The sequence below is a fragment of the Caballeronia sp. HLA56 genome (genome assembly GCF_054655155.1).
In genome coordinates, this window is the sequence record NZ_BAAHOB010000002.1 from 554,323 (window position 1) to 567,100 (window position 12,778).

At 63.1% G+C, this 12,778-nt stretch carries 12 protein-coding genes; 8 read left to right on the forward strand and 4 right to left on the reverse strand.

Annotated features, from left to right (window positions below; genetic code table 11):
• Positions 1-27 precede the first annotated feature (27 nt).
• The 4 genes from ACYQ47_RS08935 to ACYQ47_RS08950 are packed head-to-tail and all read right to left on the reverse strand — an operon-like array spanning position 28 to position 4,306.
• The gene (locus ACYQ47_RS08935; RefSeq protein ID WP_459905145.1) at positions 28-1,659 is read right to left on the reverse strand and encodes a rhodanese-like domain-containing protein; all 1,632 of its coding nucleotides are present in this window, start codon (positions 1,657-1,659) and stop codon (positions 28-30) included.
• 6 nt (positions 1,660-1,665) lie between these two features.
• Entirely contained in the window at positions 1,666-2,856 is a 1,191-nt protein-coding gene (gene metC / locus ACYQ47_RS08940) for a cystathionine beta-lyase (protein ID WP_309846902.1), read from the reverse strand.
• A complete protein-coding gene (locus ACYQ47_RS08945) occupies positions 2,856-3,464 on the reverse strand; it encodes a cysteine dioxygenase family protein (RefSeq protein ID WP_459905146.1) in 609 nt (202 codons plus the stop codon). The genes metC and ACYQ47_RS08945 overlap by 1 nt, the downstream gene beginning before the upstream one ends.
• The gene (locus ACYQ47_RS08950; protein ID WP_284503464.1) at positions 3,461-4,306 is read right to left on the reverse strand and encodes an amino acid ABC transporter ATP-binding protein; all 846 of its coding nucleotides are present in this window, start codon (positions 4,304-4,306) and stop codon (positions 3,461-3,463) included. Before ACYQ47_RS08950 ends, ACYQ47_RS08945 begins: the two co-directional genes overlap by 4 nt.
• Before the next feature lie 234 nt (positions 4,307-4,540).
• Between ACYQ47_RS08950 and ACYQ47_RS08955 the strand changes: the two genes are divergently transcribed.
• From ACYQ47_RS08955 to ACYQ47_RS08990, 8 genes are all read left to right on the forward strand, one after another.
• On the forward strand, positions 4,541-5,401 hold the full coding sequence (locus tag ACYQ47_RS08955; RefSeq protein WP_459905148.1) for a transporter substrate-binding domain-containing protein: 861 nt from the start codon (positions 4,541-4,543) through the stop codon (positions 5,399-5,401).
• Entirely contained in the window at positions 5,371-6,144 is a 774-nt protein-coding gene (locus ACYQ47_RS08960; protein WP_404989385.1) for an ABC transporter permease subunit, read from the forward strand. The genes ACYQ47_RS08955 and ACYQ47_RS08960 overlap by 31 nt, the downstream gene beginning before the upstream one ends.
• Entirely contained in the window at positions 6,131-6,898 is a 768-nt protein-coding gene (locus tag ACYQ47_RS08965) for an amino acid ABC transporter permease (protein WP_459905149.1), read from the forward strand. Before ACYQ47_RS08960 ends, ACYQ47_RS08965 begins: the two co-directional genes overlap by 14 nt.
• A 416-nt stretch (positions 6,899-7,314) precedes the next feature.
• Complete coding sequence (locus tag ACYQ47_RS08970) at positions 7,315-8,343, forward strand: ABC transporter substrate-binding protein (protein WP_244830909.1); 1,029 nt, start codon at positions 7,315-7,317, stop codon at positions 8,341-8,343.
• Between the two features lie 61 nt (positions 8,344-8,404).
• Positions 8,405-9,901 carry a sugar ABC transporter ATP-binding protein gene (locus ACYQ47_RS08975; protein WP_250494498.1) on the forward strand — a complete coding sequence of 499 codons (1,497 nt, stop codon included), beginning with the start codon at positions 8,405-8,407 and terminating at the stop codon, positions 9,899-9,901.
• Positions 9,898-10,860, forward strand: coding sequence for an ABC transporter permease (locus ACYQ47_RS08980; RefSeq protein ID WP_250469233.1), 963 nt, complete (start codon positions 9,898-9,900; stop codon positions 10,858-10,860). The genes ACYQ47_RS08975 and ACYQ47_RS08980 overlap by 4 nt, the downstream gene beginning before the upstream one ends.
• Positions 10,857-11,828, forward strand: a complete 972-nt coding sequence (locus ACYQ47_RS08985) for an ABC transporter permease (protein WP_459905150.1) — start codon at positions 10,857-10,859, stop codon at positions 11,826-11,828. The genes ACYQ47_RS08980 and ACYQ47_RS08985 overlap by 4 nt, the downstream gene beginning before the upstream one ends.
• Positions 11,829-11,854: 26 nt before the next feature.
• On the forward strand, positions 11,855-12,763 hold the full coding sequence (locus ACYQ47_RS08990) for an SMP-30/gluconolactonase/LRE family protein (protein ID WP_250469235.1): 909 nt from the start codon (positions 11,855-11,857) through the stop codon (positions 12,761-12,763).
• Positions 12,764-12,778 lie beyond the last annotated feature (15 nt).

Sequence of the window (12,778 nt, forward strand, 5' to 3'; positions counted from 1 at the left end):
CGCTTCGTCATGTAAGGAGAAGCGGCGTCAGACGAGTTCCGCCGCCCGGCCGACCTTGAACGCGGCGAGCTCGTCCGGCTCGCATTGCGCAATCAGCCCCGTCTCCCATGCGAGATACGCGCGCGCGGAATCGAGGTTGCCATCATGACGGTCATGCACGAAGAAGAGATAGTCGATGCGCGTCTCTTGCGGCAACTTCACGGCATCGCGATCCACGGGCAAGCCACGTTGCTCCCACGCATCGAGCCCAAACGCGGCGAGTTCGATATTGGCGAAACCTGCTTCGCGCAGATCGGCTGCGACGAGACGCGCCGATGCTTCCGACGCTGCATCGGCAAACAAAACCAGCGGCGTGTCGAGACGCGCATGCAAGGCGGTCAACGTATCGAAGACGCGCGGGCGAACGGTCCAGCGCGCGCCAACCGGCCGGCCGTTCTCATGCGCCGCGCTCGACCGCAGGTCGAGCACGATTGCGTTCGCGGATGGCGCTTCTTCGAGGAGATCGGTTCGATCCAGCGCAGCGGCAGCGGGCGCATGCGTATTCCACTTCGACACGATGGCCACGTCGACGGTCGCCGCTTCGTAGCCCAATTGCACGAGCCAGTGAGCGATGACCGGCGCGCGGATGCCGTCGTAGTCGATCAACAAGAGACGCGCATGACGCACCGCCACGCTCTGATCCGTCGCCTGCACGAGCTGACCGCCCGGCGCATGGGCAATGAAGGGCAGACCATCGCGCGCGTATTCCTCCGGCGTGCGGACATCGAGCAGATAGGTCGTGCGTGCGGTATCGCGACGCCACTGGTTCGCGTTCGCCTCATCGAGCGCAATCACGCCGAAGCGTCGCGCAAGCGCTTGCGCACGCTCGCGTGCCTTGGCCTCGTCGTGCGCGCTTGCCGCGCTCGGGATGATGTCCGCGTAACTGCGCGTGCTGCCGTGTTCCAGCGCAAGACCGGCGAGCGCCCATCCTTGCGTACCGTTTTCCAGCGCGAAGACATCGCGACGGATGCCGAGATTGCGCAAGGTCTGCGCGCCGATGATGCTGCGCGTGCGCCCCGCGCAATGCACGACGATGGTCGTATCGGGCGAGCCCGCGAAGGCGTCGATATGCGCCGCCAGTTCGCCGTTCGGCACGCACACCGCGCCCGGAATCGCCATCTTGCGATGTTCGTCGCGCGTGCGTGAGTCGATGAGCGAGATCGGACAGCCGCCGCGTTCGGCGCGCCAGCGTTGCAGTTGCGCGGCGCTGACATGTGGCGTGCCGTATTCGTGTTCGACGAGTTCGCCGAAGGTCTTCGACGGCACGTTCACGCCGCGAAAGAGCGTATAGCCTGCTTGCCGCCATGCGGCCGTGCCGCCTTGCAGGATCGCGATATCGCCGTAGCCGAGCCCTTGCAGACGGGCTGCCGCGCGACGCGCCACGGCGTCTTCGTTGGCGCCATCGTCGAATAGCGCGATGCGCACATCGGCACGCGGCAGGAGGCGCGGCGCATCGAGTTCGAGCCGGCTGAAGGGAAACGGTACGGCGAAGAATGGATGGCCTTCGCCGAACTGGCCCGCTTCGCGCACATCGAGCAGCGCGAGTTCGCGGCCGTCGTTGAGCCACTGGCGTAGCGTTTTGGCGTCGATGAAGCGCACGGCGTCAAATGATGAAGGCATGGGAGATCAGGTACAGGTGAGCCGGAAGGCGCGGCGAAGATCGTCGATCAGATCGGCGGGGTCTTCGAGACCCGCGTGCAGCCGCACGACCGGTGCATCTTCAGTGAAATAGCCATGCACGCGAAGCCGCGATGCAGGGGCGATGAGCGCAAGGCTTTCGAAGCCGCCCCACGACGCGCCTTGAGAAAAGAGACGCAGGGCATCGACGAAGGCGCGGGTTGCATCGGGCGTCTTGCCGCGCGCGAATGCGAACGACACAAGACCGTTCGCGCCTTGAAAATCACGACGCCAAAGCGCGTGTGACGGATCGTCCGGCAACGCGGGATGATAGACACGCGCGACCGCGCTCTCCGTCTGCAAATATTCGGCGATGGCCAGCGCATGCCGCGCATGTTGCGCAAGCCGCACGCCGAGCGTGCGCGCGCCACGCAGCGCCAGATAGGCATCGTCCGCGCCGACAGCCAGGCCGAGAGCATCGTGGGTATCGCGCAGACGCAGTGCAAGCGCGCGGTCGTTCGTTGCAACCGCACCCTGCATGATGTCCGAGTGTCCGCCTATGTACTTCGTCGTCGCCTGAATGGAGATATGCGCGCCGTGTTCGAGCGGTCGATGCAGAACGCCGGCGCTATACGTGTTGTCCGCGGCGAGCAAGAGGCCGTGCTCGCGGGCGAACGCACCGAACGCGGGAAGATCGACGACCTCATACAGAAACGAACTCGGCGACTCGACATAGACGAGCCGCGTCGTCGCGCGCAACGCATGGCGCGGCGGCCCGTCTTGCGCGGCAAAGTAAGTGGCTGCGATGCCGAACCGCGCAAGCAGAGGCTCGATGCGCTCGCGCACCGGGCCATACACACTGTCCTGAATCAAGACGTGATCGCCCGGCGACAACAACGCCAGGAACACCAGCGTAATCGCGGATGCACCCGATGGCGCGAGCAACGCGTGCGCCGCGCCTTCGAGTTCGCCGATCACCGCTTCGAGCGCTCGATGCGTCGCCGTGCCATGACGGCCGTAAGTCGCGACATCCTCGCCATCGTGGCGTTGTTTGTGCAACCGCTCGTAGTCGGCGCTGCTGGCAAAGCGCACGGTGCTCGTGCGTACCACAGGCATGTTCACCGGCGCCGCGCCATTCTCGAAGCCAGCGAGACCCGCGTGCATGAGCCGCGTGGCGAGCGCGGTACGCTCGTCCGTCATCAGCCGACCGCCTGGGTCTGACGGTGCAGATGCGTCTGGTTGTATCGAACGATCTTGCCGTTTTCGAAACCGAGACGTCCCGTGAGCGTTTCGAGCGGCCTGCCGTAGAGATGGAAGTGCAGCGTAGGCTGCTCGCCGGTCACGTGGATGCTGTGGATATCGTCGGGCAGGAAAGCGATGGGCGTGCCCGGTTCGACCAGCACTTCGCGGTCCACCTCGACGCTCGCGCGGTCCTCGTCGTTGCGGTCGTCCGTGCGGCGATACACGCGGTTCAACTCGCTGCCTTCCACCGCGACGATCACGGCCCACGTGTCGTGGTTATGCGGGATCGTCGCCTTGCCGGGCAACAGCGAGTTCAAATAGAGCGCGATGCCATCGCTGCCCGGATTGAGACGGTAGCGCGTCGACGTATCGCCACTGGCCGGATCGGGCGGAGGAAAGGCTTCGCGGGTGAAAAGCTCGGGCTGGTCTGCAAGTGTCTGCAATGCGGCCGCGATGTTGGCGAGCGCGTTACGCGTGAGCCCATCGCGTTCGAGAATGGCATGCGTTTGAGCGACGAGCGTATCGACGCGCTGCGTGATGTGAGGGGCGATGGAGGGTGTCGTCACGATTGATTCGATGCTAGCGTGAGGGATGAGCGCGAACGCGTGCGCCGCACGCGTGTGCCCGCGCTGTCGAGAAAGCGCTGCGTGCGTTCGTCGCGCGGCGCATGAAAAAGTTGTGCGGGTGTGCCTTCCTCGACGATCACGCCGCCTTCGGTGAAGACCACGCGGTCGCTGATGTCCTCGGCAAAGCGCATCTCGTGCGTGACGAGCACACACGTAAGGCCTTCGTCCACGAGTTCGCCGATTACGTTCAGCACTTCGCCGACCGTTTGCGGATCGAGCGCGGAGGTCACTTCGTCGAAGAGAATGAGTTCGGGCTGCATGGCAAGCGCGCGTGCAATGGCCACGCGTTGCTGCTGTCCGCCCGAGAGTTCGCCGGGATACGCGTGGGCTTTATCGGCGAGACGCACCTTGGCAAGCAATGCGCGCGCCGTGTGTTCGGCTTCGGCGCGGCTCGTGCCGAGTACGCGGACGGGCGCGATGGTGAGGTTCTCGAGCGCGGTGAGATGCGGAAAGAGGTTGTATTGCTGAAACACGAAGCCAATGCGCTTGCGCAATTCGATCTTCTGCTCGTCGCGCGTCAAGGCCGCGACATCCACACCGTTTACGCGCACTTCGCCACGCTCGGGCGTGATGAGGCCGTTGATGCAACGCAGTATCGTCGACTTGCCCGAGCCCGAAGGCCCGATGATCGATACGGCCTGATTGCGCTTCACGCTCAGATCGATACCGCGCAGCACGGGCGTGGTCCCATACGACAGATGGACGTCGCGCATCGTGACGAGGCCCGCTGGCGGTTCCATATCGAGTCTGGCGACGGCGCGCCCGTAGACGAGAGACATCATGCGTGGCTAGAAAGGGGAATCATTCGGCGCTCCGGCGCTACCTCTTGGGTGAGAGGCCCATTGTAGGAATGGCGCGATGCTTTCCGAACGAAGCAATCTTCACAACCTTATATGCGGCGTGACGGCGCTTTTCTCGGCGCGTGCTTTCCTTAGCAGATCAGATTCGTTTGCAGCGCGCGGCGCTGTGCCTACGCTAGCGTGTCCCGCAATTCGAACATGCAAGCCGAGGCTTCGATGTCATCTGCCGTATCGCTTCAATCTTCTCTTCTTTTCACGCTCAAGCGCGCGACGTTCGCCGCGCTGACTCTCGCAGGCATTAGCGCAGGAACGGCGCACGCGGATGCCACGCTCGATCGCATCGACTCGCGTCATGAGATCGTCGTGGGCGTGATGATCACAGGCGGTCCATTCGGTTCCATCGATCCAGCCACGCAAAAGCTGCGCGGCTTCAATGTCGATCTGGCGCAGGACATTGCGAAGCGTCTGAACGTGAACGCGCAACTCGTTTCAGTGCAGCCTTCCACGCGCGTGCAGTTCTTGCAGCAGGGCAAGGTGGACATACTCGTCGCCAATATGGAATTCACCGAGCAGCGCGGCGAGATTCTCGATCATGTCGCGACGCCTTACTATCAAGTGGGCGGCACGGCGATCACGGCGAATACGAGCGGCATCATGCGGTGGGAAGATCTGCGCGGCAAACCGGTTTGCATCTCGCAGGGCAGCAGCTACATCAAACCCGTGGTCGAAAAGTATGGCGCGATTCCGCGCGCGTTTCCCGGCGCGGCCGAGTCCTTGCTCGCACTGAAGGGCGGCAACTGCGTGGCCGCGGTTCACGATGCCGCGCCGCTGCTCTATCCGCTGCAACAGCGCGATCCCGAGTGGCGCGCGTATCGAACCTTGCAGCCCGAACTCGCGCCCGCGCCTTCGGTGATCTGGGTGCGGCAGGGCGAAAAGGACACGGCCGCACGTATCGATACCTTCGTGCGCGACTGGCATCGCACAGGCTGGCTGATCGATGTCGAAGCGAAGAACGGTCTCACCCCGCCATCGCCCGCGCTCGCGCAATGGCACACGACGCAGGTGTCGTCGAAATGACATCGTTCGCGCACGAGTTGATTGCACGCGCGCAGCACGCGGGACTCGACTACCGCTTTCTGCTCGATAGCTACGATCGCGCGTCGTTCGTGAGCGGCATCGGCTTATCGATCGGCATCGTTGCGGCGACGCTGCTCGGCAGCGCAATCGTCGGCGTGGTCTTGCTCGTGGCGTTGCGTTCGAGCAGCGCGTTGCTCGAAGGCATTGCGCGCGGTGTGATCGAACTCACGCGCAATACGCCGACCATCGTGCAACTGTACTGCGCGTTTCTCGTGCTCAATACGCTCATCACGCAGCATCTGCAGGCGCATGGCGCGGACAATCCGCTCAAACCGTTTCTGTGGGTCGTGATCGTGCTTTCGATCAACAAGGGCGCGTTTCATGCCGAAGCGCTGCGCGCCGGTTTCGATGCCTTGCCGCGCGAAACGCTCGAAGGCGCGGACTCGCTCGGCTTCTCGCGCAAGACGCGCTTCTTGCGCGTGGAGTTGCCGCTGGCGTTACGCGCGGCGCTGCCCGCGCTCGTCAACAATGCGGTGGAACTGGTCAAGGCATCGGCGATTGCATCGGCTATCGCGGTAGGAGACATCACGTATCAATCGATCATGATCTGGACGCAGCGTGACAACGTACTCGCGTTGATGCTGCTGATACTCGCGTTCTTCTACGCGCTCACGGCGCTCGTCAACGTGTCGGGCCGCTGGATAGAGCGGCGGCTTGCGGTGCCCGGTTATGGTCAGCGATAGACCCGGCGCCTATGCGGGCGCGACCATTGCCGTGGCCGCGCTCGTGCTATGGCTCATGGCGCCGCGCGATATTCCCGGCGCGCAGCTGCTTGCCGATTTCGTTCGATGGCTGCCCGCGTTGCTGCATGGCTTCGCAATCAATGTCGCGGTGAGCATCGGCGCGTTGACATTCGGGACGGTGCTGGGTGTGTTCGTCGGTTCGCTCTCGCTGGCTCGCGGTATCGTCGGGCGGGCGGCGCGGCTTTGGGTGCAGGCGTTTCGCAATGCGCCGTGGCTCGTGCTGATTTTTTTCACGACCTATGTGTTTCCGTTCGAGTTCGATCTCGGCGGACATATCGTGCCGTTTCCCGACTGGCTCAAGGTGGTTGCGGCGCTCGCGCTGCCGGCGAGCGCGAATATTGCCGAGGTATTTCGCGGCGCGGTGCAGTCCATTCCCTCCACGCAATGGGATGCCGCCGGTTCGCTCGCCATGTCGCGCCGGCAGATTCTCTTGCTGATCGTGCTGCCGCAATGCATGCGCCGCATGCTGCCGCCATGGATGAACGTCTACGCGATCATCACGACGGGCACGGCGCTGTCATCGCTCGTCGGCATTCACGACGTGCTCGATACCGCGCAGATCGCCAGCACGACGGTCGCGCATTCGAGCTTCACCGTGCTCATGTACATGAGCGCGCTCGCGTTGTTCTTCGTTTATTGCTATCCGGTGACGCTCGCGACCCGCGCGGTCGAGCGGCGCCTGCGTTCGCGCTAGGCTTATCTTCGTCAGGCGCGGCGTTGCCCGCGCTCCGCGCTCGCGGAGACATCTCCTTACCCGTTCCGTTAATCGAATTGCGCGAGCCAAAGGCAGTCGTTATACTGCCTCGGCGGTATAGTGGCCTGACCACTGCAATTGGCCTGACCGCGACAGACAAAGGTAATGGCAACTCCTGGCAAGCATCGCACCGGCATTCGCGCCCGTGCGCTTACGAAAGGCGTGTGATCATGATGTCGTCTCAAAGCCTCGGCCTCGCCCCGCGCAACGCCCGCAATTTTCTCGAACAGTCGTACCATTCTTTATCTCTCGACACAGGGGGAGGGCCGAACGCGCCCTGATCGTCCATACGCATTCGGCCTGACAAAACGCTAATTCAATCAACGATAGCAGGCGACATGAAAGGAGACACAAGGATGTTCCGCAATGGAAAGACGGCCGCGCTCGCGCTGGCCTCATGCCTCATCGCAACCGGTGCGCACGCGCAAGTCGCAACCGGCGATACCTCGCAGAAGAAGATCGCGTTGTCCAACAGCTTCGGCGGCAACGCCTGGCGGCAGTCGATGCTGAAGAGCTGGAACGCCGTGTCGGAGCAGGCGGTCAAGGACAAGAAGGTCGCCGCCGCGCCCGCGTTCACCACGGCGGAGAATCAGGTCACGGAGCAGGCGCAACAGGTGCAGAACCTCATCCTGCAAGGCTATAACGCCATCGTGATCGATGCCGTCTCGCCCACCGCGCTCAACGGCACCATCAAGAAGGCATGCGCAGCCGGCGTGGTCGTGGTGTCGTTCGACGGCATCGTCGATGAACCCTGCGCGTATCGCGTCAACTTCGATTTCAAGGGCTGGGCGGAACAGGGCGTCGATTTTCTGGCGCAGCGTCTCAACGGCAAGGGCAATATCCTCGAAGTGCGTGGCGTGGCCGGCATCTCGGTCGACAACCTCATGCATGAAGGCGTGCTCGAAGGCATGAAGAAGCATCCGGGCATGAAGCTCGTCGGCTCCGTGTATGGCGACTGGACGCAATCGGTCGCGCAAAAGGCCGTGGCGGGTATCTTGCCGACGCTGCCGCAAGTGGATGGCGTCGCGACCGAAGGCGAAATGTCCTTCGGTATCGCGCAGGCGTTCAAGGCAGCCAATCGCCCCACGCCGCCGATGATTATCGGCAGCACGTATCCCGAACTCAACTGGTGGAATGAGCAGACGAAAACCGGCTATCAGTCGCGTTCGTTGTCGAATCCGCCGGGCGCGGTGAGCTTTGCTTTCTGGGTCGCGCAGCAAGTGCTGGCGGGCAAGAAGATCCCGAAGGAAGTGACCATCAACGTGCCGCTGCTTGAAATCTCGCAACAGGAATTGCCCGCGAAGCTCGCGGCGACGCCACCGGGCGGCATCAGCGATGTCACCTACACGTTGCCGCAAACCGTCGCGCTGCTCGACAAGAAGTGATCTCCATGGCGGCGCATGCCTGCAAGGGCCGCGCCGCTTTCTCCACACATGGAGCACGTGAATGAGTGCAACTTTTGATACCGGTAACAGCGGCGGCACCGGTCATGCCGGTAAGCGCGCCGCGCTGATTCGCTTCGAAGGCATCGGCAAGACGTTCGGCCGCGTGCGCGCGCTGGCCGATGTCGATTTCACCTTCCTGCAAGGCGAGTGCGTGGGTATTGCCGGGCATAACGGCGCAGGCAAGTCCACACTGATGGCCGTGCTCGCGGGCGTGTACGAACCGACGCAGGGCACTATCGAAGTGGACGGCAAGCATGCCGAAGGCTACGACGCCAACTCCGCACGCGATGCAGGCGTGCGCTGCGTCTTCCAGGAACTGTCGCTATGCGCGAACCTGACGGTCGCCGAGAACATGTGCGTCGTGCACCCGCAATTGCATGGACGCGGCTGGCGGCGTCGCGCCACGGCGTTGATGCGCGAGAAGCTCGAAGAGATTTTTCCCGGCAATGGTTTGAAGGGCAATGAGCTCGTTTCCGATCTCACCCTCACTCAGCAACAGATGGTGGAAATCGCGCGCGGCTTCACGGTGACGGATGCGCCCGTGCGTCTCGTGATTCTCGACGAACCGACGTCTTCGCTCGATGCTCACACCGCCGACCAGTTGCTTGCGTTCGTCCGCAAGGCGGCGCAAAGCGGCATTACGTGTCTGCTCATTACGCATATGTTGGGTGAAATAGAGCGCGTGGCGGACCGCGTGATGGTCATGCGCGATGGCGGTATCGTCAGCGTGCTGGGCCGTGACGATGCGAAGCGCGAATCGATCATCCAGGCGATGGGGCAGCATCTCGAAGCCGACAAGACGCCGGGCACGGTGCGCGAACAGAACGCGCGCAATGACGAGCGGCATTTTCGCTGGACGCTGGGTGCCAAACGCGAGACATCCGTCGATGCCGCGCGTGGCGAAGTCGTCGGCTTTGCGGGACTTGCGGGACAAGGGCAGACCGAAGCGTTGCTCGCCATCTACGAAGCCGCGACGAATAATGCGAGAGTCGCTTTCGTGGCGGGCGATCGCGCTCGCGACGGCGTGTTCCCGGTGTGGTCGATTGCGCAGAATTTGGACTTGCGCTGGCTTGCGGGCGGCATGAAACGCGCGCGCGGTCTGGTCGATCTCGCGGCGGCCCGTGAAGTGGTCGAAGCATGGCGCGCGAAGATCGGCATACGCGGTGCGTCGATGAACGCGGGCATTCTGTCGCTCTCGGGCGGCAATCAGCAGAAGGTGCTGTTTGCCCGCGCGCTTGCATCGAATGCAGAACTCATCCTGATGGACGATCCCACACGCGGCGTCGATGTCGGCACGAAACGCGACATCTATCAACTCGTGCATGCGGAAGCCGCGAAAGGCCGCACGTTCATCTGGTACACGACCGAAAACGAGGAACTGTCGCACTGCGACCGCACTTACGTGTTCCGTTCGAGTCACGTCACGCGTGTGCTGCATGCGGACGAATGCACGGAAGAAGCGCTGCTCGCGGCGAGTTTCGAGGAGCAAGCAGCATGACGCCCGCCAGTAGTAACACCCGCGCCAACGCATCGAATACGCAAGCACGTTTGCGCGCCTTGCTTCCCGCCATCTCGCTCGTCGCCGTGTTGGTGCCGATTCTCGTCATGCAGCCCACGGTGATGAGTTACTTCGGTTCCAGCCTGCTGCTGAATCTCGCCGTGCCGATCGTGCTCGCCACGCTTGCGCAGCTTGCGATCATCACCGTGAACGACCTCGACCTTTCCATCGGACCATTCGTGAGTCTCGTCGCGTGCATCGGCGCGACGCTGCTCGTGAAGACGCCGTGGCTCGGCGCGTTGACGCTCGTCGGTTGCGTGCTCGCATATGCGGCTGTCGGCGCGCTCATCGAGTTGCGCCAGATACCGTCTATCGTCGTCACGCTCGGGCTTTCGTTCGTGTGGAGCGGCCTTGCAATCGTGCTCTTGCCGTCGCCTGGCGGCACGAGTCCCACGTGGCTCGGCAACGCAATGAATTATCAGACGCCCTTCATCGCCGCGCCTATCGTGTGGTCGGTGCTGATCGCGATCATCGGTCACTTGCTGCTCATGCGCTCGTCGGCGGGCGTGCGCATTCGTGGTGCGGGCGGCAATCCGCGCGCAATGCGCCGCTTCGGCTGGTCGCTCGTGCGCAGCAAGGCGACACTGTATGGCATAGCGGGCGTGTTCGGCGTGCTGTCGGGTCTGTCGCTGCTCGGTCTCACCACTTCCGCCGATGCCAACCTTGCACTGCGTTACACGCTACTTTCCATCGCGGCCGTGATCCTCGGCGGCGGCGAATTCGTCGGTGGACGCGTGTCGGTGATCGGCGCGGTGCTGGGTGCGATCACGCTGACGCTCGCGGCATCGTTCCTCGCGTTCCTCAACATTTCGTCGGACTGGCAGGTCGGCATGCAAGGCGCGATTCTCATCGTCGTGCTTTCGTTGCGCGTGCTGCTGCAACGTGGAGAGCGCCGATGAACACACTCGCGGACAAGAATGGAAGCACCTGGACGCGCCTCAAGAGCATTCAGGCGCCCTGGGCCTGGTCGTTCGTCGGCGCGGTGCTGGTGTGGTTCGCCATCGTCGTGATCTTCGGCTTCGGCATTGCGAGCAATGTCGCGCAGACCGCGCTCACTTACGGCGTCTTCATGGTGCTCGTCGGGCTCGGGCAAATGCTCGTCATCACGTCGGGCGTGGGCAATATCGACTTGTCGGTGCCATCGACGATAGCGCTTGCGGGCGTCGTCGGCATGCACGTGATGGGCGGCACGAACGGCGGCATTGCACTCGGCATCGCGGCGGTGCTGGGCGTGGGGATCGTGATCGGCATCGTGAATTACGCATTGATTCGCTTGCTGCGCATTCCGCCGATCATCGCCACGCTGTCGTCGAGCTTCATCATTCAGTCGGTCGCCATCACGCAAGGACGGCAACTGCCGCCGCCGCCTCCCGCGCTCGGAGCCTTTGCGACGGGACGCTTCCTCAACGTGCCGTATATCGCGCTCGTGGCGCTGGTTCTATCCCTCGTGCTGGGCGTGCTCTTGCATCGCGCGGTGTATGGGCGCCAGCTTTCCGCTATCGGTCAGAACTCGCGCGCGGCATGGCTTGCGGGCGTGAACGTGCACCGCACGCGCTGCATCGCGTACGTGCTTTCTTCGATGATCGCCGCGCTCACGGCCTTGCTGCTCGCTTCGGTATCGGGCGGCGCATCGCTCGACATGGGCGTGGAGTACATGCTCATATCGATTGCGGTGGTCGTGATCGGCGGCACGCTCGTGACAGGGGGCAAGCCGACCATCACGGGCGTGTGGGGCGCATCCATGTTCCTCTTTCTCACGAATGCCGTGCTCAACGCGGTAGGTGCGGATGCGGGCGTGCGCTCCATCGTGTATGGCGTGCTCATCATCGCGGTGACGGTGGCCGCGGGCGGCAAGGTGATGCGCTGAAACGGATTCAAAAAAGGAGGAGACACATGAAGTCAGGAGAGTTCGAGATTCACGACGCGCGTTTCAAGTGGCTGATGCAGGGCAATGCGCCACTGCAGAAGATCACGGGCGATTGTCTGTGGGCCGAGGGTCCGGTGTATTTTCCGGCGGCGGACATGCTCATCTGGAGCGACATTCCCAACAACCGCATGTTGCGCTGGGCGCCGGGCATGGGCGTGGGCGTGTATCGCGCGCCGTCGAATTACAGCAACGGCAATACGCGCGACCGCGAAGGGCGGCTCGTGAGTTGCGAGCATGGCGCGCGCCGCGTGACACGCACGGAGCACGATGGCAGCATCGTCGTGATTGCATCGGAATACGAAGGCAAGCGGCTCAATTCACCGAACGACGTGGTGGTCGATTCACACGGCGCGATCTGGTTCACGGACCCCGATTACGGGATCATGAGCGATTACGAAGGGCATCGTGCGCCAAGCGAGATCGGCCGATGCAACGTGTATTGCGTCTCCCCCGACGACACGCACGTGCGCCTGGTTTGCGATGACTTCGTCAAGCCGAACGGTCTTGCGTTCTCGCCGGACGAGTCATTGCTGTATATCGCCGATTCGGCGGCATCGCACGACGACACCGCGCCGCGTCATATCCGCGTGTTCGATGTCGCGAAGGACGGAGCGCTGCGCAATAGCCGCGTGTTCGTGGACATGCCAAGCGGCGTGCCGGATGGCTTGCGTCTGGACGAACATGGCAATGTCTGGACGAGCGCGGAAGACGGCGTGCACTGTTATGCGCCGGACGGGACGTTGCTCGGCAAGATACTCATTCCCGAAGTGGTGGCGAACCTGACCTTCGGCGGGTTGAATCGCGATCGCTTGTTCATCGCGGCGACTTCTTCACTCTATTCCGTGGCCGTGAGCGTGCGTGGCGTCGGACGATAAAGACACATCTACAAG